Genomic DNA, 17,402 nt, shown 5'->3' on the forward strand with positions numbered 1-17,402 from the left:
CACACGCGCCGGAACACCAGAAGACGGATCCCCCCGCGCCGAACAGCTGACAGCCACCCCGCGCCAGAGGCCCCGCACACCATGGGCGCCAGGGCCCGAAGCGACGCCGGAAAGCGGCCGTCACACACACGCGCCGGAACACCAGAAGACGGATCCCCCCGCGCCGAACAGCTGACAGCCACGGCGCGCCGAAAGCCCCACGCTCCATGGGCGCCAGGGCCCGAAGCCGCGCCTGGAGGCGGCCGTCACGCACACGAGGCACGGGAGGGCCCAGGGCATGCCGCAGCGCCGCCCCCCGCCCGCGCGCCGCGGGAACGGGGGCCGAGTCACGCCGGGAGGCCGCGCCGGACGCCCGTTGCCCCACGCCGGCCCTCCCGGCACGCGGGCCGCGTCGACTCGGGGCGCGCTGCCTGGCGGGGGGCCGGGGCCGCGCGTCCCTCAGTCGCGCAGGACGCGCCGGGCGGTCAGGGCCAGGCTGATCTCGACCACGTCGGCCGGACGGGCCAGGGACCGGCCGGTCAGCTGCTCGCAGCGGCGGAGACGGTTGAGGACCGTGTTGCGGTGGCAGTAGAGGCGTTCACCGGCCCGCTGCGCCGAGCCGTCGCAGTCGAGCCACGTGGTGAGGGTCTCCAGCAGCACCTCACGGTCGGCGGGCTCCAGGCGCAGCAGCGGGCCGAGCACCTTCTCGGCGAGGGCGCGGCCGAGTTCGGGGCTGGAGACGACCAGGGCGGCGGGGAGATGGTCGTCGAGTCGCACCGTGCCGCCTTCCGGGGGGCTGACGTCCAGGGCCGTGTCGGCGAGCTTTCGGGCGTCGCCGACGGCGGCGAGTCCTTCCACGGGGCGGCCGACTCCGATCCGGAGGCCGGCGGCCGGCGCGGAGGGCGCGGGCCCGGCACCCTCCGGACCCTCCAGTCCGTCGTCGGCGGCGTCGACCAGGACGATGCCGTAGTCGACGTCCGCCCCGTCGTGCCAGTGGACGCGGGGGCCGGGCGGCACGGCGGCGGCGCGGGCGGCGGCGCGTCGGGCAGCGTGTCCGCCGGTGACGGCCACGACGACGTACCGGCCCTGCTCCGGCAGGCCCAGCACCTGGGCGGCCTCGGGCAGGTCGGCGATGCGGCTGGTGCCGTCGAGCAGGCCGGCCGCCAGCTGCCGGGCCCGGTTCTCGCGGCGCCGGCCGATCTGCCACTCGGTCTGCCGGTAGGCGTCGGCGACGACGGTGCAGTGCTCGTCGACGAAGTTCCACACGTCGGCGGCCACGTGCACGAGGAGCCGCACGTCCTCGGGCGCCGCCTTGGAGGTCTCCTCGACCAGCTGCTGCCACACCAGGGATCCGCCGAGGCGGAAGGCGTGCAGCAGGGCGTCCAGGGGGAGTCCCTGCTCGGCGCGGGTGGCGCCGATCCGCCAGGAGCAGCGGCGGGCCGCGTCCCGCGCGCCGCGGGGGTCGAGCAGCGAGGCGACGCTGTGGCGCAGCGAGCGGTGGGCCTCCTGCCAGGTGGCGGTGGGGTCCTTCGTGATGGCGGCGCGGTACGCCGGCTCCTGCTCCCGCAGCAGGGCCACCAGCCGGTCGGTCAGGTCGGGCAGGTCGTCGAGCAGGGCGCGGGCGGCCCGGTGCAGGACGCGCAGGGCGTCGGCGTCCATCAACGAGGCGACGCTGGGTGTCCGCGGGCGTGGAACGGGCGTCAGCCCGGTGCGGATCGCTGCTCGTGACCGTACGGCGTGCTGCATCGCGGTCCTCCCCGGGCCAGGGCTTGCGGGGGCGCCCCGCGACGGGCTGTCCACCCGTGCCGGGCATGCCCCCTGACTCGTCCTGCCCCGAAGGATGACATACCGTCCGGTCGGTCCCTAGTGTTGTGCACCGGTCTTTTCGGCCGGTCCGGCGTGCTCGGCCTGCTCGACCACGCGGGCCAGCTCCAGGCGGGACCGTACACCGAGCACGGCGAAGACCTTGCGGAGGTGGTAGTCGACGGTGCGGGTGCTCACCGCGAGGGTCAGCGCGACCTCCCGGTTGGTGGCGCCCTCGGCGACGTGCCGCGCGATGCGCAGCTGCTGCGGCGTGAGGCGGGTCAGCCGGCCCGGCGCCCCCGCTTCACCGCCGTGCGACGCCGCTCCGAGCGCCCGCAGCTCAGCGCGCGCCTGCGCCGCCCACACACCCGCACCGCAGCGGTCGAAGCCGGCCAGCGCGGTGCCGAGGCGCCCGCGGGCCTCGCGTGGCCTGCGCCGCCGGCGCAGCCACTTGCCGTACAGCAGCGCGGTGCGGGCCCGTTCGAAGTCGCCGCCCGCCTCGTCGTGCCGGGCGAGCGCGTGCCGGTAGAGGTCGTCGGCGCGGTCCGGCGGGGCGAGGAGGGCGTGGCAGCGGGCCAGCTGCGCGGCGGCCTGCCCATCGGCGCCGAATGCCGCCCAGTCGGCGAAGTCCGCGAGGACCGCACCGGTGTCCTCGTGGCGTCCGGCGAGGACCGAGGCCTCCACGAAGCACGGCACGGCGAGCCGCCACACCGCGAAGTGTCCGCGCCCGGGTCCGGGCAGGACCAGGAGTCCGAGCCGGTCGGCGGCGTCGAAGGGGCGTCCTCGCCCCAGGTCGGCCCGGGCCGCCGCCCACTCCGCCAGGGTGGCTGCCTGAGCCAGTCCGTGGCGCCGGGCGGTAGCCAGCGCGGCCGTCACATGCCGGTCGACGACGTCCGGTTCCTCCTCGATCGACGCCGCGAGGGCCAGTACCGCCCGGTGATGGGCCGCCGTGTTGCGCTGCCCGGCCCGCAGCGCGGTGCGCAGTCCCTCCTCCGCGTGGGCGCGGGCCTGCGGGTGCCGCCCGGCGCGCAGCTCGGCGTAGGCGAGGTACTCCAGTGCCTGCGGCACCAGCGCGTTGGACCCGAGCTGCCGGGCGGCGGCCAGGGCTCGCGCCCCGGCCCGGCGGGCGGCGTCCACGTCGCCGAGCAGCAACGCGGCCGACGCCGACCGCAGCAGCCCCTCGGGCCGGTCGTCGGTCCTGGCCCGTTCCACCACCTGCCCGAGCGGCAGGGCGGCCCGGTCGAGCCGCCCTTCGAGCAGCGCCCGCATACCGACGCGGACGTCGCGCACCGGGTCCGGGGGCGTTCCGGCGGGCTCGCCCGGGTTTCCGCGCCCGGTACCGGCAGCCGGTACCGGGTTTCCGCGCCCGGTACCGGCAGCCGGTTCGGGCGCGAGTGTGGCGAGGCAGGCCGGCAGGTCGCCCGCCGCCCAGGCCGCGTCGGCGGCGGCCAGGGCGGCGGTCGCGGCGTCGGCGGGGGCGTCTTCGGCGAGCAGGGACGCGGCCAGCAGCAGGGACTGGTGGGCGTCGCCGACGGGTCCGTCCCGGAGTTCCGTCAGGCCGCGCACCAGCTCGGCGCGCCCCCGCACCCCGGCCGGTGCGGCACAGCCACGGGCCGCGGCGAGCAGCGGACGTGCCCGGTCGGGGCGGCCGGCGAGCAGGGCGTGCTCGGCCGCGGCCGTGTACCGCTCCGCCCGGACCGGGCCGTCGGCCGTCAGTTCGGCGGCACGGGCGTACGCCGTCGCGCGCAGCTGGTGCGAGACCGCCACCGTGCCGTCGGCCGCCACCGCCGCCAGCCGGTCCGCGAGCGCGGGCGCGGACGCCGGGCCGGTCAGGGACCAGGAGCGGTGCAGCAGTCCCGGGAGCGGGTGACCGTCGCTCTCCAGCACGTCGGCCAGCGCGCGGTGCGCGGCGCGGCGCCGGTCCGGCGCGGCGGTGGCGTGGGCCGTGCGGCGGACCAGCGGACCGTGGAAACGGAGCCGGTCGTCGGCCACGGCGAGCGGCGCGGGAAGCGATTGCAGGGAGGGGGCCGGTGCGGACGCCGGCCGCAGGTGCCGTACGGCGTCGAGGACCGGGCCGGCGTCGGTGTCCGGTCCGTCCGACGCCCGTACGGCCGCCGCCACCACCAGCAGTAGGTCCCGCGCGTCCGCGGACAGGCCGGTCAGCGCCCCGCCCGCCACCTCCGCCAGGGTCCCGGCGTCGGCCAGGGGTCTGGGCAGGGGCCGGTGCCCGCGCAGTTCGGCGGGTGACAGCCGGTGCACGAGGGCGAGGAGCAGGGCCGGGTTCCCCTCCGCCTCGGCCAGCAGTTCCTCGCGGACGCCCGGGTCTGCGGCGCCGTCGGTCACGTCGTCGAGCAGGGCGTCGGCCTCCGGCGGCGTGAGCGGGTCCAGGCGTACGACGGGCAGGTGGGCGTACTCCGGGTCGACGTCGCGGTGTCCGGCGACGGAGAGGAGCAGGCCGACGCGGCCCGCGGTGCGCAGGTGCTCGGCCGCTCGGCCCAGGGCGTTGCGGGCGGGGGCGTCCCACAGATGGGCGTCGTCGACGCACACGAGCAGAGGCGCCTCGCCGGCCGCCGCCCGCAGGGTGTGGAGCAGTTCCGCGGCGGTGGCGCGTGCGCTTGGCTGCGGGCCGGGTCCGAGGTGGAGTACGGGGCCGGCCCGGAAGGAGCGGGCGGCCCAGTGGAGGAGGGCGGTCCTGCCGAGCCCGGGTTCGCCGGCCACGACCAGGTGGCCACTGTGGGTACGCAGCCCGTCCAACAGGGTGCGCACCGCCTGCCGTTGCGCGGTTCGGCCGTGGATGCGCACGGCCGTACGTACGGTCGTCTCTCCGGTCATTCCCGGGAGGTTACGCGCGCGTAACCTGACGCGGAAGCCACCGGTCCGCCGTGGCCCGCCCGGGCGTCGGCCGTGTCACCTGCGGTTGTGCACCGTACGGCCCGGGTCACGTACTGTGCCGCGGCCCAGCGGCCCGGGTCCGAGGCCGTGCGGCGGCACAGCGCGCCGGCGGCGGCCGCTACGTGCCGCGACCGCCGCCGGATGGTACCGGATGGTGCCCTGAGAGTGTCAGGAGCCGTGGGGGCAGTTGCCCCGGTACTCCTCGATGGTCAGGCTCGCGCGGGGCAGCGGGCACAGGAACTGCTCGTAGCGGGTGTCGTTGTCGATGAACCGCTTGAGCCAGGAAATGCTGTACTTCGCGATCGTCGTGTTCGACGTGTTCGGCGAGAAGTGGGAAGCGCTGTTCAGCTCCAGGTAGGCGCGGTCCGTCCGGGACGGCAGGCTGGAGTAGAACGGCTCGGAGTGCGAGGAGACCGGGGCGATGGTGTCGCCGTCGGCCCCCACGATCAGGGTCGGGGTGCTGACCTCGGGCCAGGACTTGTCCAGGTTCCAGGGGGTCAGGGGGATCGCGGCCTGGAGGGACGGACGGGACTTGGCCGCCTCAAGGGTGCCGCCGCCACCCATCGAGTGCCCCATGACGCCGAGCCTGCTGCTGTCGATCCGCCCGCGGACGGAACTGCGCTCGGTGAGGTAGTCCAGGGCCGCCAGCATCTGGCGGCCTCGGGAGTCGGGCTGGTCCAGCGTGGTGTTGGTGTCGATGGTGAACACGACGAAGCCCTGCGAGGCCAGCCGCGGACCGAGCCAGGCCATGGAGGACTGGTACGCGGTGAAGCCGGGCGCGATCACGACGGCGCCGAACGTGCCGTCACTGGTGCTGGTCGGGTAGTAGATCGTGCCGCCGCCGAAGCCGGTGACCGCGAGCGAGGAGACGCTGGTGTCCGCCACGGAGTACGAGCCGCGCAGTGCCTCGATGCTCGACTCGGTGGGTGCCGGGCCGCGCTCGTACGGGTTGTCCGCGGCCTGGGCGCCGGGGCTGGTGAGGGTGCTGAGCGCGACGACGGCGGCCACGGCCGCCGTGACGCCGGCGAGCCGCCGCCGCGTTCCGCGGAACGCCGGGCGCGCGGCGTGGGTGTGGGGGTTCTGCTGCACGAGGAATCGCCCTCTCTGTCGTGGCGAGGGGCCCGGCCGGTGATCGCACACGGGCCCGGGACACGTGGGGTCGCGTCCCGGGACATCCGCCGGACGGACGTCGCCGATGAACTGGCGGTGCCACTGTCGGCGGGGGGGACGGTCGGGGGGATCGGCAATATCACCGGTCTCGTCCGACGGCTGGAGCCGCGGGCCCGGACGGCCGGGCGGGCGAACGGCTGGGCGGCCGGATGAACGGGCGGTGGGGGGCCGGGTGAACGGGCGGCGCCCGTGCAGCCCCGCGTCCCGCGCCCCGTGGTCTTGCCCGGGCACCCGGTCGGTGTGACACGCTCGGCACCGGCCGGGCTGTCGTACGCCGGTCGTCAGGGAGGAACGTCGGCGGACCCGGCACCGGGTTCGGCATCGCGGAGAGGCGACGGCATGCGTATCGGACTGCTCGGCACCGGTCCCTGGGCGGACATGGCGCACGCCCCCGCCCTGCGCCGGCACGAAGGCGTGGACTTCGTGGGGGTGTGGGGGCGCCGGGCGGAAGCCGCCGAGGAACTGGCGGACCGGCACGGTACGCGTGCCTACGAGGACGTCGACGCCCTGCTGGCGGACGTGGAGGCCGTCGCGGTCGCGCTGCCGCCGGCCGTGCAGGCGGAGCTGGCGGTGCGCGCGGCGCGGGCCGGGTGCCACCTGCTGCTCGACAAGCCGTTGGCGGCGACGGTGCCGCAGGGACGGGCGGTGGTCGAGGCGGCGCGTGCGGCGGGCGTCGCCTCCGTCGTCTTCTTCACCGCCCGGTTCCAGCCCGAGACCGAGGCGTGGATCACCGAGCAGGCGGCGGGAGACGGCTGGTTCACGGCGCGGGCGCAGTGGCTCGGCTCGGTGTTCGCCGACGACAGCCCGTTCGCCCACTCGCCGTGGCGGCGGGAGAAGGGCGCCCTGTGGGACGTGGGGCCGCACGCCCTGTCCGTACTGCTGCCGGTCCTCGGTGACGCCCGGCGCGTGGCGGCGGCGGTACCGGGCCCCGGGGACACCGTCCATCTGGTGCTCGACCACACCGGCGGTGCTTCGAGCACGCTCACGCTCAGCCTCACGGCGCCGCCGGCCGCGGCGGGTGCGACCGTGGAGCTGCGCGGCCGGGCCGGCGTGACGCTCCTTCCGGAGGCCGCCGAGGGGCCGGTACCCGCTGTGCTGCGGGCCGCGGACGCGCTCCTCTCCTCCGCCTCAGGCGGGCACCGGCACGCGTGCGATGCCGCGTTCGGCCTGCGGGTCACCGAGATCCTGGCCGAGGCCGAGGCCCTGCTGAGCGAGCGGCGGTGACCTCGGCCGGCCGCCGGTCCGCGCCCGCGTCACCCGCCGGCCGGCTCCTGCTCGAACGGCTCGTCGCTCCACCGGAACCAGGCGCGCTCGCCCCGGATGTGCAACAGGAACTCGGCGACCGGGCCGTCGGGAGAGACCAGCCGCACGCGCCGTTCGATCTCGCCGTAGACCGCCTCCCACTCCTCCCAGTGGCCCTCGGCGTCCCGCTCCACGAGGGCGAGTTCCCGGGCGAAGAGGTCCTGGACGGCGCCGAACGCCGGTCCCGCGCGGAAGTGGCCCGACAGCCAGGGGAAGTCGGCGTCGTCGATCAGGATCTCCCCGACCTCGGCTCCGGTCTCCGCAACCTCCGCTCCCTCCCCCGCGTCCGGCGCCGCGCGCACGTACCAGGTCTCGCCCTCGAACCCCACATCGCCTCCGCCACCCGCCGCGCTGATCACCGTGCGGGACAGCATGCCACCGGGCACCGACACCGGGCCGGAGAACTTCCGGCCCGGTGCGTTCCGGCCCTCGGGCCGCCGGCCCTCGGCTACCGGCTGCCGGCCGCTACGGGGTGGAAGTTGATCCGTTCCCGTACGACCGGGTAGCCGGCCTTGGCGAAGGCGGCGGCCATGGGGTGGTTCCCCCGGTCCGTCGCGGCGGCGACGAACTCCGCGCCCCGCTCGACCAGGAAGTGGGTGCACTCGGCCAGGAGGTCGTAGGCGTATCCGTGTCCGCGGTGTTCCGGCACGACGCCGATGAAGCCGACGCACGGACCGGACGGGTTGTGCGCCGGGATGTGGATGCCCGCGAGCTCGCCCCGCGGGGTGTACGCCACCTGCCACCACTCCCGCGGCGACGGGCACCAGTGGAAGAAGTCGAGCTCCGCCTGTGCGGCCTGGTCCAGGCCGCCCTGCTCGATGTCCGACAGCGCGTGGACGTCCAGGGTGACGGAGTGGATGCGGCGCAGCGCGTCGAAGAACACCGCGTCGTCCGGTTCGGGGCGGAAGTCCAGCCGGCCGGGCCGCTCGGGGAGGCCGCACTCCGGCGTCCACCGGTACAGGAAACGTTCGACCAGGAGGTCGTATCCGGCAGCCCGTGCGGCGCTGAAGCGGGCCTCGGTGGCGGCGCGCAGGGCGGGTTCCTCGCGCCAGGTGCCGGGAGGGTTGAGTTCGAGTTCGACCTGCCAGGGCGCGGTGCGCAGGAGTTCGGCTCCGGCTTCCTCCTCGCCCTCGGCCACGTCGAACCAGTTGACGTTGACGGGTTCGGTGTCGTCGGGGCCGCCCCACCAGGCGGCGCGGGCGACGACGGTTCCGTCGCGCAGGGCGACCCGCTGCCAGTCGGGGCGGTGGCGGGTCAGCCGGTGGCCCTCACGGGCGCTCAGCGGGTCGGGCAGGGTGTCGAAGAGATGGGCGTCGCTCGCGTCGAGCGCGCGGATGACCAGATCGGTCACGGATTCCTCCGGGATGCGTCATGCGTGATGCGCTCCCGGTCAGTCGGAGTACGCCGGGACAACAGGGAGGGAGCGCGGGAGTGGGGTGAACTGCACGGCTCTGCCCTCCTTCCGTCGGTCTCGGGGCGTGGGCCACACGTTATGCGGTATCGCGCGAGTGCGTCCACCGGTTTTCCGGCAGGGCTACCGGCGTGGTCCGGCTCGGCCGCCCGCCGGTTCGGCGTGCGGGAGGCCCGGGGGCGTAGGAGCGTGGTGGTGTGCGTCAGGCGGCGACCTGAACCACGTCGGCCTCCGGATGCGCGGGCGGCTTCCGCATTGAATGGTGTTATCGGGATATCCGGGACCGACAACAGCACGGCACCGAAGCAGCGATCCGGATCCGAGGAGCACTGATCATGACGACGTCACAGCCCGATGCCTCCCGGCCGTCCGAAGCCCGCGCGGGCGACGACCGCGCCACTCCGGACGAACTGCTCCACATCCGCAACGGCACCGACGTGTCCCCGGAGGACGTGGTCCTCGCCGCCGGCCGGGACGTCAACCCGAAGAACCTCGAATGGGCCAGGCGCAAGCTGGCCGAGGAGGGCCCCGCCGCGCTCGACAAGCTGCTGCCCTGACCGGCCGGCGGCCGGGCGTCACGCGGCCCGGGCCGGTGCGCTGCGCACCGGCCCGGGCCGCGTGACACGTGAGGCAGGTACGGCCGGGGCCCTACCGGTCGTTCTCCCGGTCCGGCAGCGCCGTCTCGTCCTCCACCACGTGCATGGCGGCCTCCTCGGCGCCCGCCGCTCCGCCGTCGATGCCGACGTCGTCGGCGACGGTCTCCTTGGTCGTGTCGGTGCGTACGCCCTCGTCGGGGGCGACCAGGCGGCCGGATCGGCCGGTGCCCGCCTCGGGGTCGACCGGCTCGCCCTCGCCGCCGGGCTCGTCGCCCACGCCGTCCCCGTCCGGTGCGGACACGTCGGGTGTCTCCTGGGACAGCCGTTCGTCGAGGGTCTCGCCGTCGTGCTGCTCGGCGGCCGTGGTGCCGTGCTTGGTCACGCCGAGGGGCTTCTCCGGCGGGGAGTAGCCCTCGTCGAGCGTGTCGTCGTAGGTCCGCTCGTCGACGGCGTCCTGGAGGTCGAGGGGCGCGGCGTCCTCCTGCTCCTCGTTGGTTCCGGTGGGCTGGTAGACGTCGTCGGCCATCGGGTCGGTGCCCATCGCTGCCTCCCTCTCGCGCTGCGTCGGCTCGTTGGGTCGGGTGCCCGGTTCGCGTTTCCCGATACGCGATCTCTAACCCGTTCCCCGCCCGGGACCCTCACCCCCGGGGTGCGACGCGGACTGTCAGGTCGGTGATGCGGTGCGCGGTCCAGTCACGGGCGTAGCCGGGCGGGGCGCCGCCCGGGCCGGTGACGGTGGCGACCGGGATGCGGCGGGCGGTGTCCACGATCTCGGCGGCGGTGGTGTTCTCGTTGTTGCCGCTGGTGGCGCCGGAGGAACAGCCGGTGTAGTAGCCGATCGGAATGGACTCGTGTCCGGTGATCAGACAGGGCGGGCGGACACCGAGCCGGTGCAGCCGGTCGGCGACGCGGGCCCAGTCCTCGCGGCTTGCGACGTTGCGGTCCACGGTGCCCTCGAGGACGGTGAGCTGCACCGACAGATGCACGGCCAGCGCGAGCGCGACGAGGGACGCGGCCACCGGGCGCCACCGGCCGTGCTCCGTCCTGGCCAGGTGCCACAGCGCGTCGGCGACCGGGACGGCGAGCAGGGCGTAGGCGGGCTGCAGGAAGCGGGGCGCCGCGTAGCCGATCATGAACAGGTAGGGCAGCGCGGCCGTCACGGCGCAGGCGAACGGGACCAGCGTGCGGGCGGCACGCCGGGCCCGGACCGCGACGACGACGCCGAGAACGGCGACGGCCGGGAGGAAGATCCACCACGCGGTGACCACCGGGTGCGGCATCGACCCGGTGCACGGGCGGCACAGGCCCCGTCCGCCGAGGCTGCGCATCTGGTCGTCGACGGCGATGTTCCAGCCGAGGCCGCCCTGGATCTCGGAGGCCCTCGACAGCCGCTCCCCGAGGCCGCCGTACCAGCCGTACGCCTCGATCACCCACTCCACTCCCCCGGCCGCGAGGCCGCCCACGAGGGCGAGCAGCAGCAGCCAGCGGCGGCGGACGAGGACGAGGACCAGCAGGGGGACGGTCACCCACACCGCGTCGGTGGGCCGCATCCACGTCATCAGCGCGACCCCGGCAACCACGCCCCACAGCGCGGCCCGGCCGGACAGCCCCTGCCAGGCGCGCAGGAAGCAGCCCACGCAGACCAGGGCTCCGATCGCGACCCAGTAGTTGGGCATGGCCTGCGGACCGTAGAAGAGGGTCACCCACAGGGTGGCGAAGAACGCGCCGGCCGTGGCCAGTACGCCGGCCGGGAACAGGCCCTTGAAGGCCCGCAGGGCGAGGTACAGGCCGAGGCCGGACAGTACGGCGAGGTAGACGCGCAGCAGTTCGGTGGAGGACGACCAGGACGCGACGGGAGCCACCAGCAGCGAGACGCCGCGGGAGCGCGGTGCGCTGAAGAAGGCGGCGGGGTGGTGTGTGGTGACCTGGCTGGTGTAGACGATCTCGTCCCAGCCGAGCCCCATCCACGGGTGGACGAAGGCCAGTTGGATCACGGTGAAGACCGCGGCCACCGCCGCGAGCAGGGCGTCGCCGCCGAGGCGCCGGGCGGTGCCGGACGACGACGTCGCCTCGGCCCGCCGTCTGCCGGCGAGCATGGCGTTCGTGCCGTCGGCCATCGTGCACCCCTCACCCCCGCTCGTCGCGGGGCCGCTCGTCCCACCTCCTGCGGCCGGTGGCGGGAGCCCGGAAACCGGGAAACCAAGGTCAAACTAACTCGGGCGCCACGGATACGCAGGATGGAACTCGGCCACTCGAGCCGCCTCGTTCCGGCCCCGTCCTCACCCGCGTCCGGCGGGCCGGTCAGCGGGCGTTGGGGCGGCGGTGCGGGGGCTGTTCGGGGGTGGGGCGCCGTTCGGGTGCCGGGACGGCGCGGGTGACGGGGCCGTCCCCGCCCACGGTCAGCGCGCTCCCGTGGTGGTGGATCGTCAGGGGGGAGCCGTTCAGCAGGGTGTACGTCGCCTCGTCGGCGCCGATCTCCACCCGCAGGCACCGGCCGCGGAACTGGAGCCGGAAGGCGAGGCGGCTGAACTTCTCGGGCAGGCGGGGTGAGAACCGGAGGCTGTCGCCGTCCCGGCGGGTGCCGCCGAACCCGGCGACCAGCGCCATCCACGTACCGGCCAGTGAGGCGATGTGCAGCCCGTCGCGGGTGTTGTGCTCCAGGTCCGCCAGGTCCATCAGGGCGGCCTCGGCGGCGTAGTCGTAGGCCAGGCGCAGATGTCCCGTCTGGGCGGCGACGACGGCCTGGCAGCACGCGGACAGGGAGGAGTCCCGCACGGTCAGCGGCTCGTAGTAGGCGAAGTTGCGGGCGATCTGGTCCTCGTCGCAGTGGGCGTCGAACCAGCTGCCGCAGGTGTACATCGCCAGCACCAGGTCGGACTGTTTGATCACCTGCTTGCGGTAGAGGTCGAAGTAGGGGAAGTGCAGCATCAGCGGGTACTGGTCGGCGGTGGTGCCGGCGAAGTCCCAGCGCTGGTGGCGGGTGAAGCCCGAGTGCTGTTCGTGGACGCCGATCTCGTCGTTGTACGGGATGTGCACGGACTCGGCGGCGTCCCGCCAGGCGGCGCTCTCCTCGTCGTCGACGCCGAGCCGGGCCGCGTCGTCCGGGTGGCGTTCGCACACGTCGGCCGCGGAGATCAGGTTCGACCGCGCCATGAGGTTGGTGTACGTGTTGTCGTAGGCGATGGCGCTGTACTCGTCCGGGCCGGTGACGCCGTCGATGTGGAAGACGCCGTGGTGGTCGTGGTGGCCCAGCGAGCGCCACAGCCGGGCCGTCTCCACCAGGAGTTCCAGGGCCGTGTCGCGTTCGAAGCCGGTGTCGCCGGTCGCCGCCGTGTAGCGCACCGCGGCGTGCGCGATGTCGGCGGCCACGTGGAAGGCGGCCGTGCCGGCCGGCCAGTACGCGGAGCCCTCCGAGCCGTCGATGGTCCGCCACGGGAACGCGGCACCGCGCAGCCCGAGCTGGGTGGCGCGGTCCCGGGCGGCGGGCAGCGTGTCCCGGCGCCAGCGCAGCGCCTCGGCGACGGCCCTGGGCTCGGTGTAGGTCAGCACGGGCAGCACGAACATCTCGGTGTCCCAGAACGCGTGCCCGTCGTACCCGGAGCCGGTCAGTCCCTTGGCCGGGATGGCCCGCTGTTCGGCGCGGGCCCCGGCCTGCAGGACGTGGAACAGGGCGAAGCGCACGGCCTGCTGGATCTCCTCGTCGCCGTGCACCTCGACGTCCGCCCGCGCCCAGAAGTCGTCGAGGTAGGCGCTCTGCTCGGCCACCAGGCCGTCCCAGCCGCTGTGCGCGGCGGCGGCGAGCGCCGCCTCGACCTGGTCGCTCATCGCGGGCCTGGAGCGGGCGCCCGACCAGCCGTGGGCGACCGTCTTCTGCACCCGCAGGCGTTGTCCGGGCTCCAGCACGGAGGTGATGGTCAGACGGGCCACGTCCGTGTTGCTCTCACTGCTGGTGGTGATCTGCCCGGAGGTGTCGACGACGTGGTCGGCGGCCACGGCGACCCTGAGACCACTGCGCCGCGTCCGGTGGACCAGGCGCAGCCGGGACCCGACGGCCAGGTCCTCCTCGGGCTCCAGCGGGGACCGCAGCGCCTTGGCCGTCCGGGGGTCGCCGTCGGGGTCGGGCAGGCTCTCGTTGGCGACGAGCTCGGACTGGATGACCACCCGGGTCCGGCTGTCGACGGGCTCGACCTCGTACTCCACGGCGGCGATGGCCCGCTGGGTGAGGGAGACCAGCCGGGTGGAGCGCACCCGGACGGTCGTACCGGCCGGGGAAGTCCACTCGCAGGTCCGCTCCAGTACCCCGCGCCGCAGGTCCAGGGTCCGTTCGTGCTTGCCGAGCCGGCCGTAGCGCAGGTCGAAGGGCTCGTCGTCGACGAGCAGCCGCAGCAGCTTGCCGTTGGTGACGTTGATGACGGTCTGGCCGGACTCGGGGTAGCCGTAGCCCGCTTCGGCATAGGGCAGCGGGTGCAGTTCGTAGACGCCGTTGAGGTAGCTGCCGGGCAGGCCGTGCGGTTCGCCCTCGTCGAGGTTGCCGCGCCAGCCGATGTGCCCGTTGGACAGGGCGAAGACGGACTCGCTCTGGGCGAGGAGGTCGAGGTTGAGGGCGGTCTCGCGCACGGACCAGGGTTCGACGGCGTACGTCCGGTTGGTGATCACGCCTGGCCTCCCAGTTCGGCGAGGTCCTTGACGACGCGGTCGGCGCCGTGGGCGTAGAGGGCGTCGGTCTGGCCGACGCGGTCGACGCCGACCACGTAACCGAAGTGCCCGGAGCGTCCCGCGTCCATGCCGGCGAGCGCGTCCTCGAAGACGGCGGCGCGGGACGGTTCTACGCCGAGGTCGCGGGCGGCGGCCAGGAAGGTGTCGGGGCGTGGTTTGCCCGGCAGTTTCCGGTTCCGGGCCACCACGCCGTCGATCCGTACGTCGAACAGGCGCTCGGCGTCGATGGAGTGCAGCACGTCGCGGGTGTTGGCGCTGGAGGAGACGATCGCGGTGGCGAGGCCGGCGGCGCGGACCGCGTCGATGTAGCGGAGCGTGCCCTCGTACGGTTCCACCCCGTCGGTGCGGATCTTCGCGAGGAGCAGTTCGTTCTTGCGGTTGCCGAGGCCGTTGACGGTCCGCGCGTCGGCCGGGTCGTCGGGCCCGCCCTCGGGCAGCTCGATGCCGCGGGAGGTGAGGAAGGAGCGCACGCCGTCGGCGCGGGGGCGGCCGTCGACGTACTCGTCGTAGTCGGAGCCGGTGAAGGGGCGGAAGTCCGCGCCGTCCCGCTCGCGCAGGAAGGCGTCGAACGTCTCCTTCCATGCGGCGGCGTGCACCACCGCCGTTTTGGTGACGACCCCGTCGAGGTCGAAGAGGCAGGCCCGGATGGAGTCGGGAAGTCCCAGCTGCGTCGTCATACCCGACACAGTTCCCCGCCGGGGCGGATCCGATCGGTTCCCCTCGGGGGCGCGTCCGATCAGGCCCCCTCGGGGCCGGGACGGATCAGCCCCCTCAGGGCTCGGACCGGTCAGTCCCCCTCGGGGCCAGGACCGGTCAGCCCCCCTCAGGGCCAGGACCGGTCAGCCCCCTCGGGGCCAGGACCGGTCAGCCCCCTCGGGTCCGGGTCCGATCAGGTGACACACTCGGCGGTGTGCCGCTGACTTTCGACGACCTCCTCGCCCGTGCCCGCTCCCTGCCGACGGGCGGGCGTCGCGCGATCCTCGGCATCGCCGGCAGCCCCGGTGCCGGGAAGTCGACGCTCGCCGAGCACCTGGTGCGGGAGCTGAACAAGGCCGGCGAGCCGTGGGTCGCGCACGTCCCCATGGACGGCTTCCACCTCGCCGACGCCGAACTGGACCGGCTCGGCCGCCGGGAGCGCAAGGGCGCGCCCGACACCTTCGACGCGGCCGGGTACGCGGCGCTGCTGCTCCGGCTGCGCGAGGAGGGGGACGGCGACACCGTGTACGCGCCCGGTTTCGAGCGGGTACTGGAGCAGCCGCTCGCCCAAGCGGTGCCGGTACCTCCGTCCGCTCGGCTGGTCGTGACGGAGGGCAACTACCTGCTGCTGGAGACCGGGGCGTGGACGCGGGTGCGCGCCCGGCTCGACGAGGTGTGGTTCTGTGAGCCTGCGGAGACGGAACGGGTCCGCAGGCTGGTGGCACGGCACCAGCGGTTCGGCAAGTCCCACGAGGACGCGGTCGCCTGGGCGCTCGGCACCGACCAGCGCAACGCCGGCCTGGTCGCCGCGACCCGGGACCGCGCGGACCTCGTGGTGCGGGAGGGGGCGATGCCGGCTTTCCGGTCACTCGGTTGAGCCACCGCCGGTGAGGCCCGGCCGGGGCTGCGCGTGCGGGAAGCCGTCGGCGCTGACGTGCGGCATCACGCTGCTCGCCACGCGATAGCGGCCGTTCGGCACGTCGTCGGACCTGGCGATGTGCACGGCCGGCGGGCCTGCCCACTCGTATCCGTGCCGTTCGGCGTGCCGGACCAGACAGTCGGTGAGCACCTGGCCCACCCGGCCGTCGCGGGGCGCCAGTTCATCGTGGACGTCATCGGCGAACACGACGTCGTAGGCGTTGGGGACCATGACCCGGCCCGCGGGCGAGACCACGGCGTTGTCGTCGCATTCGGCGCGAAGGGCGTCGAGGAGTTCGACGGAGTCCCTGCCGAAGACCCGCGCCCAGAGCGCTTCCCAACCGTTTTCCAGGGTTTTCTCCAGCGCGCTGATGGCGCCCATACGGTGTCACCTGCCGGGGGTTTCGGGGCCGGTCGACTCGATGTGGCTCGGCCGACGGTGTGGCACGGTCGTGGCTCGGTCGCGGCGCGGTCATTCCTCGTCGTAGTCGTCGGGGCGGACGTGCGCCTCCTCCAGGGCCTCGCGCATGGTCCGGCCGGTGCCCCCGGGCGGGCGGGGCGCGTCCTCGTCGCGCTGTTCGAGTACGTCGTCGGTGGTTTTGGTCTTCGGCCGGTTCTCTTCCGGGACGGTCATGGCTGCGGCTCCTCGTCCGTGCTGTGGGTGCTTCTGCTTCCGTGACGGCGGGTTCCCGGACAGCGCGGTGCTATCCCCCACGGACGCGATGCCGGGCGGGCGCGTTGCCGGGTCCGTGCGGGGCACGCGATGCCGGATTCGTGCGGGCCTCGCTCCGGCCCGCACAGGCCCCGGGACGGCCTGTGACGCCGCCCGGCCGGAGATGGGGGGTGAGCTATGTTGACCTCCGTGGGAGACAAAGGAGGCGCACCCGTGCCATCGCCGCAGCAGGCACGCGCACAGGCATCGGCGATCACCTCGGGACGGGTGGGCGCGGGAACCGAGGCCTCCCCCATGTCCCGGCTCAGGACGCTGTTCGACCGGCCCCGCCTCTCCCCGGGTCAGCGGCGCATCGCGCAGTACCTCATCGAGCACCTCACCGAGGCGGCGTTCCTGTCGATCACCGACCTGGCCGACCGGGTGGGCGTGAGCCAGCCGTCGGTGACACGGTTCGCCTCGGCGGTCGGCTTCAGCGGTTACCCGGCACTGCGGGAGCGGCTCCAGTCGATCGCGCTGGGCACCCGCGGCGGCGCTCCGGTCGAGGAGAACCGGGGCAACGAACTCCAGGCGGCCGTCGACGCCGAGATCGAGAACCTGGAGAACCTGCGGCACGACTTCGCCGACACCGACCGTGTGATCGACATCGGACGGAAGCTGGCCGCCTCCGCGCCGCTGACCGTCCTCGGGCTGCGCATCTCCGTCTCGCTGGCCGAGTACTTCGCCTACGCCGCCCGCCGCATCCACCCCGACGTGCGCCTGGTGACCCGGGGCGGCACCGTCGCCTACGACGCCCTGCTCCAGTCCCGGGAGGCGGGCGGCACCTGGGTACTGGCCTTCTCCATGCCCCGGCATGCCCACGAGACCCTGAGCGCCGTCCGGGTGGCACGCGGTGCCGGACTGAAGGTGGCGCTGATCACCGACCTGGCGCTCGGCCCCGTCGTGGACGAGGCCGACGTCACCTTCGCGACCGGCACGGGGTCGCGGCTGGTCTTCGACTCCTACGCGGCGCCCGGCGTGATGTGCGCGGCTCTGCTCCAGGCGATGACCGACGCCGATCCGGAGCGGACACAGGCCCGGCTGGAGGAGTACGAGCAGGTCGCCGACCAGCACCAGTTCTTCCTCCGGGACTGAGCCGGGCGCCGCTCCCGGGGGCGGGCGGGGCGATCGGCCGGTGCAGAGGGGAACCATCCCCCGCAAAGCAGGCATGAATGTTTTCATACGCCTTGCAAAGCGGATGGCATATATA

At 74.4% G+C, this 17,402-nt stretch carries 15 protein-coding genes; 4 read left to right on the forward strand and 11 right to left on the reverse strand.

What is annotated here, in order from left to right:
* Nucleotides 1–438 precede the first annotated feature (438 nt).
* The 3 genes from ACH4F2_RS28110 to ACH4F2_RS28120 all read right to left on the reverse strand — a co-directional run bounded on the left by ACH4F2_RS28110 (nucleotide 439) and on the right by ACH4F2_RS28120 (nucleotide 5,763).
* Nucleotides 439–1,725, reverse strand: coding sequence for a PucR family transcriptional regulator (locus ACH4F2_RS28110; RefSeq protein ID WP_398135542.1), 1,287 nt, complete (start codon nucleotides 1,723–1,725; stop codon nucleotides 439–441).
* 117 nt (nucleotides 1,726–1,842) lie between these two features.
* Nucleotides 1,843–4,614: a LuxR C-terminal-related transcriptional regulator gene (locus tag ACH4F2_RS28115; protein WP_398135543.1), complete on the reverse strand. Its 2,772-nt coding sequence runs from the start codon at nucleotides 4,612–4,614 to the stop codon at nucleotides 1,843–1,845.
* 228 nt (nucleotides 4,615–4,842) lie between these two features.
* The gene (locus ACH4F2_RS28120; protein WP_398135544.1) at nucleotides 4,843–5,763 is read right to left on the reverse strand and encodes an alpha/beta hydrolase family protein; all 921 of its coding nucleotides are present in this window, start codon (nucleotides 5,761–5,763) and stop codon (nucleotides 4,843–4,845) included.
* 420 nt (nucleotides 5,764–6,183) lie between these two features.
* Here ACH4F2_RS28120 and ACH4F2_RS28125 point away from each other — a divergent pair, with 420 nt between their 5' ends.
* Nucleotides 6,184–7,068: a Gfo/Idh/MocA family protein gene (locus tag ACH4F2_RS28125; protein ID WP_398135545.1), complete on the forward strand. Its 885-nt coding sequence runs from the start codon at nucleotides 6,184–6,186 to the stop codon at nucleotides 7,066–7,068.
* A gap of 29 nt (nucleotides 7,069–7,097) precedes the next feature.
* Here ACH4F2_RS28125 and ACH4F2_RS28130 read toward each other — a convergent pair whose 3' ends face one another.
* The gene (locus tag ACH4F2_RS28130) at nucleotides 7,098–7,475 is read right to left on the reverse strand and encodes a hypothetical protein (RefSeq protein WP_398135640.1); all 378 of its coding nucleotides are present in this window, start codon (nucleotides 7,473–7,475) and stop codon (nucleotides 7,098–7,100) included.
* Between the two features lie 119 nt (nucleotides 7,476–7,594).
* A complete protein-coding gene (locus ACH4F2_RS28135; protein WP_398135546.1) occupies nucleotides 7,595–8,497 on the reverse strand; it encodes a GNAT family N-acetyltransferase in 903 nt (300 codons plus the stop codon).
* 395 nt (nucleotides 8,498–8,892) lie between these two features.
* On the opposite strand from ACH4F2_RS28135, the gene ACH4F2_RS28140 reads away from it, so the two are divergent.
* Nucleotides 8,893–9,114 carry a hypothetical protein gene (locus ACH4F2_RS28140; RefSeq protein WP_398135547.1) on the forward strand — a complete coding sequence of 74 codons (222 nt, stop codon included), beginning with the start codon at nucleotides 8,893–8,895 and terminating at the stop codon, nucleotides 9,112–9,114.
* A gap of 91 nt (nucleotides 9,115–9,205) precedes the next feature.
* Here ACH4F2_RS28140 and ACH4F2_RS28145 read toward each other — a convergent pair whose 3' ends face one another.
* From ACH4F2_RS28145 to ACH4F2_RS28160, 4 genes are all read right to left on the reverse strand, one after another.
* Nucleotides 9,206–9,694 carry a DUF5709 domain-containing protein gene (locus ACH4F2_RS28145; RefSeq protein WP_398135548.1) on the reverse strand — a complete coding sequence of 163 codons (489 nt, stop codon included), beginning with the start codon at nucleotides 9,692–9,694 and terminating at the stop codon, nucleotides 9,206–9,208.
* A gap of 97 nt (nucleotides 9,695–9,791) precedes the next feature.
* Nucleotides 9,792–11,270, reverse strand: a complete 1,479-nt coding sequence (locus ACH4F2_RS28150) for a hypothetical protein (RefSeq protein ID WP_398135549.1) — start codon at nucleotides 11,268–11,270, stop codon at nucleotides 9,792–9,794.
* 184 nt (nucleotides 11,271–11,454) lie between these two features.
* Complete coding sequence (locus tag ACH4F2_RS28155; protein ID WP_398135550.1) at nucleotides 11,455–13,809, reverse strand: glycoside hydrolase family 65 protein; 2,355 nt, start codon at nucleotides 13,807–13,809, stop codon at nucleotides 11,455–11,457.
* Nucleotides 13,806–14,546: a beta-phosphoglucomutase family hydrolase gene (locus ACH4F2_RS28160; RefSeq protein WP_398135551.1), complete on the reverse strand. Its 741-nt coding sequence runs from the start codon at nucleotides 14,544–14,546 to the stop codon at nucleotides 13,806–13,808. Before ACH4F2_RS28160 ends, ACH4F2_RS28155 begins: the two co-directional genes overlap by 4 nt.
* A 233-nt stretch (nucleotides 14,547–14,779) precedes the next feature.
* Between ACH4F2_RS28160 and ACH4F2_RS28165 the strand changes: the two genes are divergently transcribed.
* Nucleotides 14,780–15,442, forward strand: coding sequence for a nucleoside/nucleotide kinase family protein (locus ACH4F2_RS28165; protein ID WP_398135552.1), 663 nt, complete (start codon nucleotides 14,780–14,782; stop codon nucleotides 15,440–15,442).
* On the opposite strand, the gene ACH4F2_RS28170 is transcribed toward ACH4F2_RS28165, so the two are convergent.
* A complete protein-coding gene (locus ACH4F2_RS28170) occupies nucleotides 15,431–15,865 on the reverse strand; it encodes a DUF3662 domain-containing protein (RefSeq protein ID WP_398135553.1) in 435 nt (144 codons plus the stop codon). The two genes, ACH4F2_RS28165 and ACH4F2_RS28170, sit on opposite strands and share 12 nt — an antisense overlap.
* A gap of 90 nt (nucleotides 15,866–15,955) precedes the next feature.
* The gene (locus ACH4F2_RS28175; RefSeq protein WP_398135554.1) at nucleotides 15,956–16,117 is read right to left on the reverse strand and encodes a hypothetical protein; all 162 of its coding nucleotides are present in this window, start codon (nucleotides 16,115–16,117) and stop codon (nucleotides 15,956–15,958) included.
* A gap of 252 nt (nucleotides 16,118–16,369) precedes the next feature.
* Between ACH4F2_RS28175 and ACH4F2_RS28180 the strand changes: the two genes are divergently transcribed.
* The gene (locus ACH4F2_RS28180) at nucleotides 16,370–17,287 is read left to right on the forward strand and encodes a MurR/RpiR family transcriptional regulator (protein WP_398135555.1); all 918 of its coding nucleotides are present in this window, start codon (nucleotides 16,370–16,372) and stop codon (nucleotides 17,285–17,287) included.
* The last annotated feature ends 115 nt before the right edge of the window (nucleotides 17,288–17,402 follow it).

The sequence above is a fragment of the Streptomyces sp. NPDC017890 genome (assembly GCF_044328675.1).
Classification (GTDB): Bacteria; Actinomycetota; Actinomycetes; order Streptomycetales; family Streptomycetaceae; genus Streptomyces.

Excerpts from the sequence above, each read along its gene's own strand:
- ACH4F2_RS28110 (WP_398135542.1), bottom strand. The coding sequence starts at position 1,725 with ATGCAGCACGCCGTACGGTCACGAGCAGCGATCCGCACCGGGCTGACG.
- ACH4F2_RS28150 (WP_398135549.1), bottom strand. The coding sequence starts at position 11,270 with ATGGCCGACGGCACGAACGCCATGCTCGCCGGCAGACGGCGGGCCGAG.
- ACH4F2_RS28160 (WP_398135551.1), bottom strand. The coding sequence starts at position 14,546 with ATGACGACGCAGCTGGGACTTCCCGACTCCATCCGGGCCTGCCTCTTC.
- ACH4F2_RS28145 (WP_398135548.1), bottom strand. The coding sequence starts at position 9,694 with ATGGGCACCGACCCGATGGCCGACGACGTCTACCAGCCCACCGGAACC.
- ACH4F2_RS28175 (WP_398135554.1), bottom strand. The coding sequence starts at position 16,117 with ATGACCGTCCCGGAAGAGAACCGGCCGAAGACCAAAACCACCGACGAC.
- ACH4F2_RS28125 (WP_398135545.1), top strand. The coding sequence starts at position 6,184 with ATGCGTATCGGACTGCTCGGCACCGGTCCCTGGGCGGACATGGCGCAC.
- ACH4F2_RS28140 (WP_398135547.1), top strand. The coding sequence starts at position 8,893 with ATGACGACGTCACAGCCCGATGCCTCCCGGCCGTCCGAAGCCCGCGCG.
- ACH4F2_RS28115 (WP_398135543.1), bottom strand. The coding sequence starts at position 4,614 with ATGACCGGAGAGACGACCGTACGTACGGCCGTGCGCATCCACGGCCGA.
- ACH4F2_RS28170 (WP_398135553.1), bottom strand. The coding sequence starts at position 15,865 with ATGGGCGCCATCAGCGCGCTGGAGAAAACCCTGGAAAACGGTTGGGAA.